The 15,685-nt window shown below is 71.9% G+C and carries 14 protein-coding genes and 2 pseudogenes; 8 read left to right on the top strand and 8 right to left on the bottom strand.

Going from position 1 to position 15,685, the window contains the following annotated elements:
* The first annotated feature begins 4 nt into the window (after window positions 1–4).
* The 4 genes and pseudogenes from AB0I51_RS11310 to AB0I51_RS11325 form a co-directional block, all read left to right on the top strand.
* Window positions 5–1,231: a cysteine desulfurase-like protein gene (locus AB0I51_RS11310; protein ID WP_362973704.1), complete on the top strand. Its 1,227-nt coding sequence runs from the start codon at window positions 5–7 to the stop codon at window positions 1,229–1,231.
* 216 nt (window positions 1,232–1,447) lie between these two features.
* A complete protein-coding gene (locus tag AB0I51_RS11315) occupies window positions 1,448–1,678 on the top strand; it encodes a hypothetical protein (protein ID WP_362973706.1) in 231 nt (76 codons plus the stop codon).
* A complete protein-coding gene (locus AB0I51_RS11320; protein WP_362973708.1) occupies window positions 1,675–2,562 on the top strand; it encodes a sugar phosphate isomerase/epimerase in 888 nt (295 codons plus the stop codon). Before AB0I51_RS11315 ends, AB0I51_RS11320 begins: the two co-directional genes overlap by 4 nt.
* 204 nt (window positions 2,563–2,766) lie before the next feature.
* Window positions 2,767–3,210 (top strand): annotated as a pseudogene (locus AB0I51_RS11325) (TIM barrel protein); the annotation flags it as partial.
* Between the two features lie 174 nt (window positions 3,211–3,384).
* Here the strand turns inward: AB0I51_RS11325 and AB0I51_RS11330 are convergent.
* Together AB0I51_RS11330 and AB0I51_RS11335 are read right to left on the bottom strand one after the other, a co-directional pair.
* The gene (locus AB0I51_RS11330) at window positions 3,385–4,146 is read right to left on the bottom strand and encodes an SDR family oxidoreductase (RefSeq protein ID WP_362973710.1); all 762 of its coding nucleotides are present in this window, start codon (window positions 4,144–4,146) and stop codon (window positions 3,385–3,387) included.
* Between the two features lie 18 nt (window positions 4,147–4,164).
* Entirely contained in the window at window positions 4,165–5,343 is a 1,179-nt protein-coding gene (locus AB0I51_RS11335; RefSeq protein WP_362973712.1) for a phytanoyl-CoA dioxygenase family protein, read from the bottom strand.
* Between the two features lie 108 nt (window positions 5,344–5,451).
* Between AB0I51_RS11335 and AB0I51_RS11340 the strand changes: the two genes are divergently transcribed.
* Complete coding sequence (locus AB0I51_RS11340; protein WP_362973714.1) at window positions 5,452–6,498, top strand: LacI family DNA-binding transcriptional regulator; 1,047 nt, start codon at window positions 5,452–5,454, stop codon at window positions 6,496–6,498.
* Window positions 6,499–6,599: 101 nt separating this feature from the next.
* Window positions 6,600–7,046, top strand: coding sequence for an SRPBCC family protein (locus AB0I51_RS11345; RefSeq protein WP_362973716.1), 447 nt, complete (start codon window positions 6,600–6,602; stop codon window positions 7,044–7,046).
* Window positions 7,047–7,060: 14 nt separating this feature from the next.
* Here AB0I51_RS11345 and AB0I51_RS11350 read toward each other — a convergent pair whose 3' ends face one another.
* Window positions 7,061–7,825, bottom strand: coding sequence for a hypothetical protein (locus AB0I51_RS11350; protein ID WP_362973718.1), 765 nt, complete (start codon window positions 7,823–7,825; stop codon window positions 7,061–7,063).
* On the opposite strand from AB0I51_RS11350, the gene AB0I51_RS11355 reads away from it, so the two are divergent.
* Both AB0I51_RS11355 and AB0I51_RS11360 read left to right on the top strand, forming a co-directional pair.
* Window positions 7,806–8,153: a hypothetical protein gene (locus AB0I51_RS11355; protein ID WP_362973720.1), complete on the top strand. Its 348-nt coding sequence runs from the start codon at window positions 7,806–7,808 to the stop codon at window positions 8,151–8,153. The two genes, AB0I51_RS11350 and AB0I51_RS11355, sit on opposite strands and share 20 nt — an antisense overlap.
* A 30-nt stretch (window positions 8,154–8,183) precedes the next feature.
* Window positions 8,184–9,224, top strand: coding sequence for a sugar kinase (locus tag AB0I51_RS11360; protein WP_362973722.1), 1,041 nt, complete (start codon window positions 8,184–8,186; stop codon window positions 9,222–9,224).
* Between the two features lie 322 nt (window positions 9,225–9,546).
* Here AB0I51_RS11360 and AB0I51_RS11365 read toward each other — a convergent pair.
* From AB0I51_RS11365 to AB0I51_RS11385, 5 genes and pseudogenes are all read right to left on the bottom strand, one after another.
* Window positions 9,547–10,042: pseudogene (locus AB0I51_RS11365) on the bottom strand (sigma factor-like helix-turn-helix DNA-binding protein).
* Window positions 10,043–10,069: 27 nt separating this feature from the next.
* Complete coding sequence (locus AB0I51_RS11370) at window positions 10,070–10,198, bottom strand: hypothetical protein (RefSeq protein ID WP_362973724.1); 129 nt, start codon at window positions 10,196–10,198, stop codon at window positions 10,070–10,072.
* Window positions 10,199–10,519: 321 nt separating this feature from the next.
* Window positions 10,520–10,675 (bottom strand): hypothetical protein, encoded by a 156-nt coding sequence (locus AB0I51_RS11375; protein WP_362973726.1) that lies wholly within the window; start codon window positions 10,673–10,675, stop codon window positions 10,520–10,522.
* A gap of 166 nt (window positions 10,676–10,841) precedes the next feature.
* Window positions 10,842–12,560 (bottom strand): MOSC and FAD-binding oxidoreductase domain-containing protein, encoded by a 1,719-nt coding sequence (locus AB0I51_RS11380; RefSeq protein WP_362973728.1) that lies wholly within the window; start codon window positions 12,558–12,560, stop codon window positions 10,842–10,844.
* Between the two features lie 129 nt (window positions 12,561–12,689).
* Window positions 12,690–15,671, bottom strand: coding sequence for a glycoside hydrolase family 2 TIM barrel-domain containing protein (locus AB0I51_RS11385; protein WP_362973730.1), 2,982 nt, complete (start codon window positions 15,669–15,671; stop codon window positions 12,690–12,692).
* Window positions 15,672–15,685 lie beyond the last annotated feature (14 nt).

Raw genomic sequence — 15,685 nt, forward strand, 5'->3', positions numbered from 1 at the left:
CTTCGTGACGTACGACATCACCGCCCTGCGCGCGCTGTTCCCCGCCCTCAGCAGCGGGACCGCCCACTTCGACGGCCCCGGCGGCACCCAGACACCCCGGCCGGTCATCGAGGCCATCACCCGCGCGCTGTCCAACCCCCTGTCCAACCGGGGCCAGGTGACGGCGGGGGAACGGAACGCCGACACCATCGTCACCGGCGCCCGCGAGGCCATGGCCGACCTCCTCGGCGGGGACCCCTCGGGCATCGTCTTCGGCCGCAGCGCCACCCAGCTCACCTACGACCTCGCCCGCACCCTCGCCGCGACGTGGGCGCCCGGCGACGAGGTCGTGGTCACCCGCCTCGACCACGACGCCAACATCCGTCCCTGGATACAGGCGGCCGGGCGGGTCGGCGCCACCGTCCGCTGGGCCGACTTCGATCCGGCGACCGGTGAACTGACCCTCGACCACCTCCGCGCCGCCCTCTCCGCACGCACCCGGCTGGTCGCCGTCACCGCCGCCTCCAACCTGATCGGTACCCGGCCGGCGATCCCCGAGACGGCCCGCCTCGCACACGAGGCGGGAGCGCTGTTCCACGTCGACGGCGTCCACTACACCGCGCACGCCCTCGTCGACCTCGGGCAGCTCGGCGCCGACTTCTTCGTGTGCTCGCCGTACAAGTTCCTCGGCCCGCACCTCGGCGTCCTCGCCGCCCGACCCGAACTGCTGGAGACCCTGCGCCCGGACAAGCTCCTCCCCTCCTCCGACGCGGTTCCCGAACGCTTCGAACTCGGCACCCTGCCTTACGAGTTGCTCGCCGGCACCAGTGCGGCGGTCGACGTCCTCGCGGGCCTCGACGCGGCGGCCGACGGGAGCCGCCGGGAGCGGTTGACGGCCAGTCTCGCCGCGCTCCACCGGCACGAGGAGGTCCTGCGCACGAGCATCGACCACGGGCTCGCCGCCCTGGACGGCATCACCGTCCAGTCCAGGGCCGCCGACCGCACACCCACCGTGCTGCTCACCTTCGACGAGACCTTCGGTGCGCAGGGCACGCAGGACGCCTCCCGCTTCCTCGCGGAACGCCAGGTAAACGCACCATCCGGCTCCTTCTACGCCATCGAGGCCTCCCGCCGCCTCGGCCTGGGCGACTCCGGCGGCCTGCGCATCGGCCTCGCGCCCTACACCGACACCGAGGACGTCGACCGGCTCCTGACCGGACTGGAGCTGTTCCTGAAGCGGCCGGCCGGCTGACACCTGGCGGGCGGATCAGGCTCGTTCTCCCAGCCACGCGCACGGCTGAGGGAAAAAAGACGTGCCCAATGACGGGAGAATGATGGATTCGGCCCCTTCAACAATGCCCCGCCGCGCATCTACCGTTGCGTCCAGGTAAACAGCCTGGTCGGTGGCCTGTCAGCGGCCGCGGACCGGACACGACGGGCAGGACGGTTTCCGGAGGAGGGCAGGACCATGGCGCTCGCGGAGCCGATCGCGGACGCGTCGCTGGACTCGGCCGATCCCGGACCGGCCCAACATGATCCGCTGCCCGATCACCCCGACATGGTTCTCGCCCCTCACCCGGTGGGTTGGACGCGCCGGGCGACGACCTCGACCCTCGTCGACGCGGCGCGTGGTGCCGGGGGCCGTCCGCCGGCCGCGGTCGCCGACCCCCTCCGGAACCCCAGAAAGGCCACAACGTGACCACATCCCCCCTGAACAGGATCGCCGGCGCCCCCATCTCGTGGGGCGTGTGCGAAGTGCCCGGCTGGGGCTACCAGTTGACGCCCGAGCGGGTGCTGAACGAGATGCGCGAGGTCGGCCTGTCCGCCACCGAGTTCGGCCCCGAGGGCTTCCTGCCCGCCGCGCCGGACGCCATGGCCCGCACCCTCGCAGACCACGACCTGCACGCGGTGGGCGGCTTTACCCCGCTTCTGCTGCACGTGCCCGGCCACGACCCGCTGCCCGAGGCCGAACAGCTCCTCGCGGGCTACGACGCCTCGAAGGCGGAGGTTCTGGTCCTGTCCGCCGTCACCGGCCAGGACGGCTACGACTCGCGCCCCGAACTCGACGCCGACGGCTGGAAGCTGCTCCTGTCCAACCTCGACCGGCTCGCCTCGCTCGCCGCCGAACGCGGGGTGCGCGCCGTCCTGCACCCGCACGTCGGCACGATGATCGAGAACGGCGACGAGGTCCGGCGCGTCCTGGAGCACTCGGCGATCTCCCTTTGTCTCGACACCGGCCACCTCCTCATCGGCGGCACCGACCCGGCCGAACTCACCCGTCAGGCGCCCGAGCGGATCGCCCACACCCACATGAAGGACGTGGACGCCTCCCTCGCCGCCAAGGTCCAGGACGGCCGGCTCAGCTACACCGACGCCGTCCGCCAGGGCATGTACCGCCCGCTGGGCGCCGGGGACGTGGACGTCGAGGCCATCGTCACCCACCTCAGCGCCCGCGGCTACGACGGCTGGTACGTCCTGGAGCAGGACACCATCCTCACCGAGGAGCCCAAGGCGAAGGGTCCGGTCGAGGACGTGTGGGCCAGCGCCGAGCACCTGCGCTCGGTGCTGCGCGGGGTCGCGTAGCTCGTATCAGGGGCCTGATGCCGGAGCGATCGGGTGCCGAGTCCTTTCCGAGCGTGAGGAAACCGGGGAAGAGCAGCTGACCGCTGGGGCCGGGGTCCGGTCGCTCTTCGCGGACAACGGGATCGGTCACGTCGAGCTGGAGCTGCTGACGGACTGGTGGGCGGACGGTCCCGGCGGGCCGCGTCGGACGAGATCCGGACCGAAATGCTGAAGGCCGTCGAGACACTCGACGCCCGTACCTTCGAGATCGGCCCCGATACGGCGGACGAACCCTGGGAACTCGCCCTCTGGGCCAAGGAGTTCGCCGTACTGGCCGACGGGGTCGGCACACGGTTCGGGGTCGAGCCGCTGCCCTGGTCCAACCTGAAGACCGTGCACGACGGGCTACGGCTCGTCGAGGCGGCCGGCCGTCCGGCGGGCGGCCTCGTCATCGACGTCCGGCACACCGAGCGGGCCCACACCCCGCCCGCCGAACTGGCGGAGGTACCCGGCTTGCCGATCGTCGGCGTGGAATTGAACGACGCGGACAGCGATGTCGTCGGCACGCTCTTCGAGGACACCGCCCACCGCCGACGCCTGTGCGGCGAGGGACCGTTCGACCTGCCCGGGAACGTCGCTGCGCTCCCCACGGCCGGTTTCCGTGGCCCCTGGGGCGTGGAGATCCTCTCCGACGCACATCGCGCGCTGCCCGTGCGGGAGGCCGCCGCGGCGGCATATCGGAGTGCCGCGGCGCTCGTGAACCAAAAGGGCCACAGGGGCGGCGGGAACGAAACCACGGTCGTTCCCGCCACCCCTGTCTTCATCTCCGCTTCGATGTGCGGCTCAGTCCTGGCCGCCGAAGACGTTCTGGTCCCAGTCGATGACCGAGCCGGTGACCACGCCACTGCGGTCGGAGAGCAGGAAGACGACGAATTCGGCGATCTCGTCGACCTGCCCGAGCTTGCCCATGGGCTGCGACTTGGCCGCCTTCTCCCGCCAGTCGTCGCCGGCGCCGTGGAAGGCGCGCTGGGTGGCGTCCTCGCCCTCGGTGTCCGTCCAGCCGATGTTGATCGTGTTGATCCGGATCCGGTCGAAGCGGTGCGCGTGCGCCGCGTTGCGGGTCAGGCCCGCGAGTCCGGCCTTGGCGGCGGAGTACGGGGCGAGGTGTGGCGGCCCGCCGTGGGCGCAGTTGGAGCCGATGCTGACGATCGTCCCGGGTGCCTTGCGCGCGGTCATGTCGGCCACCGCGGCCTGCATCGCGAAGAACGGTGCCTTCAGGTTGATCGCGATGTGCTGGTCGAACAGTTCGGGTGTGGTGTCCAGCAGCGAGCCGCGTGACGTGAGCCCCGCCGCGTTGACGAGGCAGTCGACGCGCCCGTGGGCCTCGACGGTCCGTACGACGCTGTCGCGTGCCTGCGCCGGTTCGGCGAGGTCCGCCCGCACGAAGCGGGCCCCTGTCTCCGCGGCGAGCTTCTCGCCCACGTCGGCCCGGCGGCCGGTGAAGACGACGGTCGCGCCCTCCGCCACGGCGGCCCGCACGACACCCGCGCCGACGCCCTGGCTGCCGCCGTTGACGAGGACGACTCTGTCCTCAAGCAGTCCCATGAGAGTGATGTGTCCTTTTCAGCTCTGGCGGCGCTCGGCCGCGGCCTGGAGTTCGTGGCGCAGCCGCTCGGGGTCCCAGTCCTCGGCGACGGCCTGTCGCAGAGTGTCCGCCTGCGAGGGCGGGGCGAGGCCCTCGACAGGCGGGTCGAGGTCGAGGTTCGTGGGGAAGGGGTAGCCCTCGGCGGTGGCGGCGATCACACGGCGCAGCCAGCCCTCCGAGACCCCCTCGGCCTTGCGGCTCAGCAGTACCGGGAACACGGCGTTCGCCATCGCCTCGCGGTCCACCGTCTCCATGGCACGCCCGAACGCGGAGGAGACCTGCAGCAGATTGGCCATGCGTCTGATGCCGGCCGACCGGTTGTGCCCGGCGGCGTGGAAGAGCGCCGGGTTGAAGAAGACCGCGTCGCCCTTCTCCAGCGGGAGCTGGACGTGGTGCGCGCCGAAGTACTCGACGAACTGCGGGAGCCGCCAGGCGAGATAGCCGGGCTCGAACTTCTGCGAGTGCGGCAGGTACAGCGTCGGCCCGGACTCGACGGGCATGTCGCAGTGGGCCACCGCGCCCTGCAGCGTCAGCACCGGGGAGAGCCGGTGGACGTGCGCGGGATAGGCCGCCGCCTGCTCCTGGGAGAGGAAGCCGAGGTGGTAGTCACGGTGCACGCTCTGTGCAGCACCGCCCGGGTTGACCACGTTTACCTGCGAGGTGACCTGGTAGGCGGGGCCGAGCCAGGCCTCCGAGATCAGCTCCAGGATGTCGTTGGCGTAGTAGTCCGCGAACGCCTCGGGCGCCCGTACGGCCACCTTGCCCAGCGCGTTCCACACACGGTCGTTGGCGCCGGGCTTGGCGAAGTGGTCGCCGCGCGCCGCACCGCTCGCGCGCTCCTCCTCGATCAGCGCCCGGAAGGCATCCGACGCCCGGTCCACTACGGCCTCGTCGGGGAAGGCACCCTTGAGGACCACGATGCCGGGCCCGTCGAGCAGCGCCCGCACGAGTTCGCTCTGTACGTCGCGGCGGCCCTCGGCGGTGGCCGCGAGCTCACGGAGCCGGGCGCTGTCGTAGAGCGGGACGTTCTGCTCGATCCGTTCGGCAGAGGGGTGGTCGGCGATGTCGGTGCGCTGCTCCACGAGGGAGCGGAACAGGTCGAGATCGCAGTCCGCCTCGGTCAGCCAAGTCCGCGTCCCTGCGGTTGCGGGAGACATCCAGGTCCTTTCGCTGTGCCTTGGTTTCTGCCAGTCTTGATAACTCGAACCCATCATTCAATACTTGTCAGTACATCAAAAGTGCATCACCGGCTCTTGGGACCAGTCATGCGGCACCGCTATCCGATCAGGGAAATCGCCCGTCAGGCCGGGCTGAGTACGGCCACGGTCGACCGTGTCCTCAATCAGCGGGGCAACGTGACGGAGAGCACCATCAGGGAGGTGCAGGAAGCCATCAAGGACCTGGACCGCCAGCAGAGCCAGGTCCGGCTGGGCGGGCGTACCTTCATGATCGACATCGTGATGCAGACCCCTGAGCGGTTCTCCACCGCCGTACGGGACGCGCTGGAAGCCGAACTGCCCTCGCTGCACCCCGCTCTCGTGCGGTCGCGCTTCCACTTCCGCGAGACCTGCCCGCCCGCCGAACTGACCGCGACCCTGGACGGCATCGCGAAGCGCGGCAGCCAGGGAGTCGTCCTCAAGGCCCCCGACGAGCCGGAGATCGCGGCGGCCGTCGCCCGGCTGAGCACGGCCGGTATCCCCGTGGTCACCCTGGTGACCGATCTGCCGCACAGCGCACGCCTCGCCTACGTCGGCATCGACAACCGCGCGGCCGGCGCCACCGCCGCCTACCTCCTGGGCCAGTGGCTGGGCAAGCGGCCCGGCAATGTGCTGACCACCATCAGCCGGGGTTCCTTCCGGGGCGAGGAGGAGCGCGAGATGGGTTTCCGCAGCGCGATGCGGATCGCCGATCCCCGGCGGTCCCTGGTGGAGGTCACCGACAGCGACGGCCTGGACGCCACCCAGCACGATCTCGTCCTGGCGGCGCTCAAGCGGGACGAGGACATCGTCGCCGTCTACTCCGCCGGCGGCGGCAACCTCGCCACCCTCGACGCCTTCGACGCGCTCGGCCGGGAGTGCGCGGTGTTCATCGCCCACGACCTCGACCACGACAACACCCGGCTGCTGCGCGAGCGCCGCCTGTCCGCGGTCCTCCACCACGACCTGCGCCAGGACATGCGCCGCGCCTGTCAGATCATCATGCGCGCGCACAAGGCACTTCCCGACGACGGCCCGTCGCTGCCCTCGGCGATCCAGGTGGTCACACCGTTCAACATGCCGCCGGGAGCGCCCTCCGCGGCACCGGCCGACTGACGACGCGGGGCAAACGCCAGGCCGCGCCGATAGGCTGGTGGTGGTCGGCACATCAGCGCGCGCTCAGCCGGAACTCCAGCGATCGCAGCACGGGAGGAACCATGGCCGGTCGGTTCGAGGCCACAGCCGAGATCAACCGCCCTGTCGAGGACGTCTTCGCCTTCCTCGCCGCCGGCACGAACGATCCCAAGTTCAGCCCGAGGGTCCAGGAGATCACGAAGACGCCGGAGGGCCCGACGGCCGTCGGCACGGTCTTCACCAGCACGGTCAAGGACGCCGGGATGAAGACCGGCCGGACCTTCCGCATCACCGAGTTCGAGGCACCCCACCGCATCCGCTGGGCGGAGACCTCGAAGAACCTCGTGACGGCCGAAGAGGGCGGCTACGACCTCGAATCCACCGGTCCGGGCACGACCAAGGTGCGGATCTTCAACGTCCTCGAAGGCCACGGAGTCGGAAAACTGCTCGTGGGCTTCGCGCTGGGCGCGGCCCGCAAGGACGCGCCCGCGTTCGGGCAGCGCATCAAGACGGCGGTGGAGGCGTCCTGACCCGCCGCTGACCGTCAACGCGCCGTCGAGGGACGGCTGTTGTAGGCCTCCGCGGTCAGCAGCGGATGCCCCGAGGCCAAGGCCCGGGCCGGCCACGAGAGGGTGACGGTCTGTGATTCGCCGGGCAGCAGCCACAGGTAGTTGTGGCTGTACAGGGTCGGCAGCATGCGGTCGCCGGTCGTGCCGTTCGTCAGGGAGAGCCGGACCATCGCGGCGACGGCGGGACCGTCGTTGCGAACGGTTGCGGTGAGCCCGGAACGGGACACCCGCCCGACCGACGCCGACACCTTCGTCCGTGGCGCCTCGCCCAAGGCCCTCATGGCGGCCGGTGTGCGATAGCGCCAGTAGGTGTTCCGCGACCGGAGCCGCCCGTCGCCGTCCTCCAGGGTCAGGCGCAGGAGGTGCAGATCGGGCAGGCCGTCGGTCCAGGGGACGCTGAACGCCTTCGCGATCGCAGCAGGTGCCACCTCCAGCCGGGCCCTCCTGTTCGCGCCGAGCCGCCGGCCCGACAGGTCGAGCAGCTGCGTGGAGACCACGGCGTTCCGCAGTCCGGCGCGGGTGTGGTTGACGGCGATGACCTGCCCCTCGGGGTCGGCCTGGACGTGCAGCGGCTCGCAGGCCGAACGGGCGCCGTAATAGGCGCCCTGCTCGACCTCTCCGACCGGGCGGAGCTGCACCTCCGCGAGGGGAGCGCGCACCCGGCTCTTCCCCGAGGCGGCGCCGCTGTTGGGCGGGGCGTGGCCGCAGGACGCGCCGTGGGTGGAGGGCGACTGGCCCACGCCGGGCGGACCACGCCTCGACCGGTTCGGGCCGGACGACGGCACCGCCGTAGGAGCCGTCGTGGACGCTGCGCACTGTTGCGTCCACGACCGGGCCGACCGGCTCTCGCTCGCCCTCGAAGCCGACGGGCAGCCCCTGTCCATCGCGCTGTGGCGCAACCTGGGCGGCTTCCCCGCTCCGGACCCCTATCGCAGCACGGGCGTCGAACCGATGCTCGGCCGCGTCTTCGACCTCGCCGAGGCAGGCCCCGGGGACGCCGCCCAGGTGCCCGCGTCGGGCGAGGTGCGGTGGCGGCTGACGCTGACCGCGCACTGCCGTTGCGCCTGAACCGACCTGCACGGGAAGGGAATTCGTCACATGGATCTTGAAGATGCCCGAGCGGTCGCCGTCGGAGTCGGCGGGCGCGAAGGAGCGGTGGTCTGCATCGGGGAGACCATGGCGGCCCTGGCGCCCGCGCCGTCCGCTTCGCTGGAGAGCGCCGACGACCTGCGGGTGTCGGTGGCCGGCGCGGAGTCGAACGTGGCCATGTACCTGGCGGACCTGGGCATCCCCGTGTCCTGGCTCTCGGCCGTGGGGGACGACGCGCTGGGCCGGCGGGTACTGGCCGAGGTCGGCGCGGCGGGAGTCGACGTCGGCGGAGTGCGCCGCGACCCGGGGCGGCGCACGGGCCTGCTCGTGAAGGAGCCGACCGGCAGCCGGACCCGCGTCCACTACTACCGCGGCAACTCGGCGGCCTCGGCGATGGGCCCCGACGTACTCGACGACGACCGGCTCAGGTCGGCCTCCGTCCTCCACCTCACGGGCGTGACCGCGGCGCTGTCCCCGTCCTGCCGGAGCCTGGTGGCCGCCGCGCTCGCCGTCCCGGCCGACCAACGGCCGTACGCCATCAGCTTCGACGTCAACCACCGTCCCGCGCTGTGGCCGCCCGACACGGCGGCCACCGTGCTGCGCGATCTGGCCGACCGGGCCGACATCACCTTCGTGGGGCTCGACGAGGCCCAGGACCTCTGGGGCGCGGACCTCGAACCCGCGGGCGTACGACGGCTGCTGCCCCGTCCGCGTCTCCTCGTCGTGAAGGACGGCGGTCACGCGGTCTCCGCCTTCGGCACGGAAGGAACATGGACCGTGCCCGCGCTGGGCACGGACGTGGTGGAGCCGGTCGGCGCGGGCGACGCGTTCGCCGCCGGAGTGCTGACCGGTCTGCTGCGCGGCGGAGGCATGGAGCGTGCGCTGCGGCTGGGACACATCACGGCCGCGTCGGCGCTCAAGGTGACGGCCGACCACGGACCCCTGCCGGACAGCGCCCGGATCGAACGGCTCCTCGCACTTCCGGCCGACGAATGGGCCGCAGAGGCAGGGCAGTTGGCCGTCCCGGTCAGGGACGGGGCACCGCGGTGACCGGGCTCGATCCGGGCGCGTCGGGGCTGGCGTCCATGTCACCGGAGGTGGGCGACACCTACGTAGGACGCGCGGGCCCGACCGGCGTCCTGTGATCCAGGTGTGTCGCCGCGAACAGGACACCGACCACCGCGGCGGCCACGACCAGCAGCGCCAGGGCGGTACGTCGGACGGGCCGGACGGCCGTGAGACGGAACCGGGCCCGCGCGGTCGGCGGGGTGCAGCGCGGACAGGTCGACGGAGTCGGCCCGGGCGCGCAGGGCGTCGCGCAGCCGCTGTTCGGCGGAGTCCGGCGGGACAGCGGAACCGAGGTCCTGTTCGATCATCGGGGAGCCTCCAACTCTCTGCGCAGGGCGACCAGTGCCCGGCTCGCCGTGGACTTGACCGCACCGCGGGACAGCCTCAGCGTGTCGGCGATCTGCGCCCCGCTGAGGTGGAACCAGTACCGCAGGACCAGCCGGTGCAGGGCGGCGATCACTTCCCCGTGCTCCTCGCGCAGCAGCACGGGCTCCTCGGCCGACGGCGCGTGCCCCGCACGTTCGGGGACATGGGCGCGTACGGTACGGCGGCGGCGCAGCACCGGCGCGAGGTGTTGACCACGCTCGTCCGCAGGTACGCGTCGGGGTTGTCGAGGCCGGTCAGTCGTTTCCCGTGGCGGCGGTAGAGCGCGGCGAAGACGTCCTGCACCACGTCCTCCGCCGTCGGGAGATCGGCCACCAGGAGCACGGCGGCCGGACCAGTTCCAGGCGGCGGTGCGCGTAGAGCTCGTCGATGCCGGGTTCGCCGAAGTCGGCCGGGACGGCCGGCGGGGCCGGCACCGCAGGGCGCCTGGAGCCCGGAGTCGCCTAACGCACCAGCCGCCGTACCGCCCGGCGCAGTGCGTCGGCCCAGGTGGGAGCCGGGGAACACAGGAGCCGGTACGCGCCCGTGGGGTCGCCGTGGGCCGGAGCGGTCAGGGTCGTCGCTGCCTTCATGGATCTCCCGGACATCATGGGTTTCGTACTCACCGCCCGGAACGACCGGACGGGCGGTGGAGCCGGCGGGCAGGGACCCGACGGCTCCACCTCGGCACGGGCCACCGAACGGCCCGCGGCCGATCAGCGGCGCTCGGCCGTGTGGTCCTTCTCGGTCACCGCTTGGCGGGAGCGGGCTTGGCTTCCCGGGCGGCGTGGCCCGGGGTGGCGTCGTTCCCGCCGGGCACGGCGTCGACCGGGTCGCCGGCGTCCGGGACCCCGATCAGTCGTCGCCGCGCACGGCGTCGACCGGCTCCGGCTCCGGGCGTACGCCGGGGTACGTCACCTGGCTGGGCGCCGGCTTGGGGCGGGTGCGGAGTTGTCGGCGTGGGCGGTGACCGAGCTGCCGATGGCGAGCGCGGCGGCGCCAGTGATGCCCAGGGCGATCCGTACCCGGCCCGCGCGGAGGCTGCGGCGGGCGGTGTGACCTGCAGACATGTGATTCCCCGAATCGTCGATGGTGAATGGTCTGTCGGGCCGCCGCCACAGGTGGCTTCCCGTGGCGAAGGCCCTGGCTCGGTGGCGCCTCCACCCGGACAGACGTTCCGACGGCATCGAGGTTGCAGGTCGGAAGAGTCTGTTCCACGACGAGTCCGCGACGGCCCTACATGTCGAGGACGAGGTCCGTTCCTGGCCGGGCACAGCAGATGAGGACCTCACCGGCCGCCGGGGGTTCGAGCGGTTCGGGGGAGTAGGTGATCGTGCCGGACAGCAGGGGCGTCACGCAGGTGTGGCAGACACCGGTGCGGCAGCTCCAGCGGGTAGGGACGTCGCAGGCATCGGCGAGTTCGAGCACACTGCGCCTGCCGTCGTCGAACGGGACGGTGAGACCGCTGCGCGCGAAGGTCACCGTCGGGCCGGTGCCTGGCGGCCCTGGGGGCTGGTGCGGTGCTCGGGCGGGCTGTCCGGTGAGACCGGGGTTGATTGCGGCGAGCGCCCCGAACAGTTCGGTGTGGATGTAGGCCGGGTCGATGCCGGCCTCGGCGAGGGCCTGCCGCATGGCGGCCATGAAGGGGGCGGGACCGCAGATGTACGCGGTCGCGTCGGCCGGGAGGGACAGCGCGATCAGCCTGTCCTTGGTGAGGCGCCCCGACGCGGCATGGGCATGTCGGAGTTCCTCGCGTGTGGCCGCGCTGTAGAAGACGTACTCGTGCGCGTGCGGCAGCGAGGCGAGCAGGTCGTGCGCCTCGGCCGCGAAAGGGTGTTCGCGTGGGCCGCGGGCACCGTGGATCCACCAGACCTCACGTTCGCTCTTCCCGGCGGCCAGCGCGTGCAGCATGGACAGCACCGGCGTCAGGCCGATACCGGCGGAGACCAGGAGCACCGGCCCGCTGCCTTCGGCGTACGTGAACTCACCTCTGGGCGCGGCGACTTGGAGGTCCGTGCCGGGCCGTAGCCGCGTGGTCAGATAGCCGCTGGCCGTGCCGTGCGGCTCGTGTTTGACGCCGATCCGGTAGCTGCCCGCGTCGGGCGCGGCGGAGAGCGAGTAGCTGCGCACCGGCGCGGGGCCGGTCGTGGTGGGGACGCGCAGGGTCAGGTACTGGCCCGCGCGGGCGGCCGGGAGCGGGGAGCCGTCGGGGTCCGCCAGCCGGATCGAGGTGACCGTCGGGCTCTCGGCGGTCACGTCCGTCACCCGCAGCGTGCGGAAACCGTCCCAGGCCGGACGGACGGCGGGCTTCGAACCGTCGGCGAGCAGTTCGCGGAAGGAGCCCTGCCAGCCGGGGCTCAGCGCGGGCACGTCCAGGGCGAGCCGCAGCTTGGCGGGGTCGCGGCCCGGGAGGTAGAGCAGGGCGTCCGTGTCGGCCACGCTCAGCGCGCCCGGACCGGTCCTGGTCCGTACGATCCGGTCGCCGGCCTGCACATGCCCCTCGCGGACGACCCGCATGTAGAAGCCGGGACGGTGATGGCTCACCAGCAGGGCGGCCAGTTCGGGTTCGCCGAAGCGCATGCCGACCCGGTAGCAGGTGACGCGCGGCTGGGTGACCTCGAACTCGGCCTCGCCGATGCGGTACCGGTCGCCGATGCACACCTCGTCGTCGGACAGGCCGTCCACCGTGAGGTTCTCGCCGAACTGGCCGTAGCCGAGGTCGGCGCGGCCGAAGTACCGCTGCCAGTGCCGGTACGACTGGATCTGGTAGACGAGCACGGCCCGCTGCTCGCCGCCGTGACCGGCGGTGTCGCCCTGGCCGTCGCCGTCGATGTTGAGCCGGCGGACCATCGCCGGGCCCTGCACCGGGTACTTCCACACACCGGTGCGGACGTTCCTGCCCTCCCACGGAACGTCCTTCGGCATCCCGACATTCACCGAGAGCAGGGTGGGCATGGGGAACTCCTTGCCACGGGGAACTCTTCCCACGGGACGACCGGCACGGTCGCGCCGGGACGGCAGTCGTCCCCTCCCATACTGAGGGCGCGGTCGCCGCTGTGCGAGACCGCGCCCTCGGTGCACGGCCTAGTTCGGTGCCGTGATCCGCAGCCTGATCGTGCGGGCCTGCGGGCGCAGCGCGAACGCGGGCCACACGTCCGGGCCGCAGGCTCGTGAGCCGAGACCGTGCTGCGCGGCGTCGACGGTCAGGTGGCTCGACGTCGAAACCGGCAGTTCGAACGGATGTCCGGACCGGGCGATCTCCTGCGGGGTATGGCGGCTCAGCGTGAAGCCGGGACGGCGGCCCTGCGTGTCGGGGAGTGCCTCGACGCGCAGCACCTCGGTGTCGCCGGTCGTCAGCGCGAGGCGGCGCACCGCAGAACGGTGTCCCGTCTCCTGGGGCCGCGCGTACTCGACCGAGAGGTCACGGATGCCGGCGGCGAACCGGCCGGCGCGAGCCGCGCGCAGACTGTCGGGGTAGGACTCCAGCGGGCCAAGACCGAACCACTCGGCGCCGTCGACGGGCGCAGTACCGTCGGGCAGCTCGAAACGCACCCCGATCCGCGGCCACACCGTCCGCCAGCCGTGCGAGGGCTGGATCTCCACCCGCAGTTCCACCTCGCCGTCGCTCTCCCGCGACCAGACCGACTCGACCAGCACCGACAGCCCCGAGTCGGCGGCCGAGACCTTGTCGACCGTGCGCAGCGCGTCGACGGTCTGCTCCACGGACACCCGTCGCGAGGTCAGCCGGTCGAGCCCGTCGCGGAGCCACAGCTCGGCGTTGGACACCCCCGAGACGCTCGCGTCGCTCTCCTCGACCTCGCCCCACGCACCCTTGTCGTTGTCGGTCGGCGCGCGGAACAGCTCCAACCGGGGCCCTGCCACGGCCCGTTCGCCGAGGCGCACGAGGGACCCGCCGACGAACCCGGCGACACCGAGCGTGAGTGTTCCCTCGCCGGGCCGCCAGCCGCTGCGGGGCCGGACACCGGGCGCCGGACGCCGAACCGAGCGGTCCAGCTGGGCAGTTGCCACCACATGACCCGCGGACGCCCACGCCGTGTCCCGCGCCAGCTCCGCGTCGATCGTCAGCCAGGTCTCGGCGTCAGGCGACACCGCGACCGCGGGCAGCGAAACCCACCCCGAGTCGCCCGCCCCGACCCGCGGGACCTCCAACTCCCCCGAATCCACCGGCACTCCGTCGTGCTCCACACGCCAGCGGAACCGCAGGTCGGACGTGTCGGCCGTGTGCCGCAGATTCGTGATCGCGATCTTGTCGCCGTCGAACGCGAAGTCGACGGGCGCCACGACTGCCTTGAACTCGTGCAGGCTGGGCGTCGGACTGCCGTCGCTCAACACCATGCCGTCCATCACGAAGTTGCCGTCGTGGATGACCTCCCCGAAGTCACCGCCGTACGCGTAGTACGGCGTCCCGTCCGGGGCCGTGGCCAGGATGCCGTGGTCGCGCCACTCCCAGACGAAACCGCCGTGCAGACGCGGGTGTTCGTGCACCAGCGCCTCGTACTGGTCGAACGCGCCCGGACCGTTGCCCATCGCGTGCGCGTACTCGCACAGCAGGAACGGCTTGGTGCGCTGCCGTGCGCCCTGCGCGGGAGTGCAGTTGAGCAGCGGGGCGCGTGAGCCGTCGATGCCGATCTGCTCGGTCTCCAGCACGGACGCGTACATACGGGAGTAGACGTCGGTGTATTCGCCGGTGTAGTCGCCCTCGTAGTGGACGGGGCGTTCGGCGTCGCGGGCGTGGGCCCACGCCGACATGGCGGCGAGGTTGCTGCCGGTGCCCGCCTCGTTGCCGAGCGACCAGATCACGATGCTGGGGTGGTTCTTGTCCCGCTCGACGGTGCGCTCGATACGGTCGAGGTACGCCTCGCGCCAGGCCGGGTCGTCACTGGGGTTGCCGGTCCAGCCGACCTTGTCGAAGCCGTGCGTCTCCAGATCGCACTCCAGGATCACCCAGAACCCGAGCTCGTCGGCCAGGTCCAGCAGCCGGGGATGCGGTGGGTAGTGGCTGGTGCGGATCGCGTTCACGTTGAACCGCTTCATGAGGGCGAGGTCCTCGCGGGCGTGCGCCTCGTCGAAGACCCGGCCGCGCTTCGGATGGGTCTCGTGCCGGTTCACGCCGTGGAACACGACCCGGCGGCCGTTCACCAGGAACTGGTCCCCGCGGATCTCGACCGTACGGAAGCCGACCCGCAGGGAGACCGTTTCCGCAGCCGTCGACACGGTGGCGTCGTAGAGGCGCGGCTGCTCGGCGGACCACGGTTCCACGGCGGCGATGTCGACTGGCGTCACGTCGGCCGGCGCGGCCCAGACCCGCTCCACGCCCAGTTCGGGGATGCGCAGGGTGACCGGGAACGCCGTCGCGTCGGCGGTGATCTCCGCCTCGACCCGGCCGCGCCCGTCGTCGAAGCCGGTCCGCAGCCAGACGTCCTCGATGCCCCCGGCCGGCCGGGCGAGGAGGGTGACATCGCGGAAGATGCCCGGCAGCCACCACTGGTCCTGGTCCTCGACATAGCTGGCCGCCGACCACTGGTGCACCCGCACGGCGACGACGTTCTCACCGGGGCGCACGGCGGACGTCACATCGAACTCGTGGGCCAGTCGGCTGCCGCTCGCGCCGCCGATCTCCACCCCGTTGACCCACACCCCGAACAGCGACTCGACACCGTCGAAGCGCAGCACGACCCGCTCGGCGTCCGACCAGTCGGTGGGCACGTCGAAGGTGCGGCGATAGTCGCCGGTCGGGTTCTCGTCCGGGACGTACGGCGGGTCGATCGGGAACGGGAACTGAATGTTGGTGTAGATCGGGCGGCCGTACGCGCCGTCACCCTCCAGCACCCAGTGGGCGGGCACGGGGATGCTGTCCCAGCCGTCGGCGTCGAAGCCTTCGGCCGTGAAGTCCTCCGGCGCGGACGCCGTGGGGGACAGGCGGAAACGCCAGGACCCGTTCAGGGAGAGGGACTTCGCGTCGGAGTGCAGCCACGAGCGCGCCGGGCGCAGGGCACCACGGCCGGGTGCGAGGTCGGAAACATGGGGGGAGAACTCGGGGAGCAAGAGGTCACAACGCT

Origin of the sequence: Streptomyces sp. NPDC050549 (assembly GCF_040655035.1) — a bacterium.
Classification (GTDB): Bacteria; Actinomycetota; Actinomycetes; order Streptomycetales; family Streptomycetaceae; genus Streptomyces.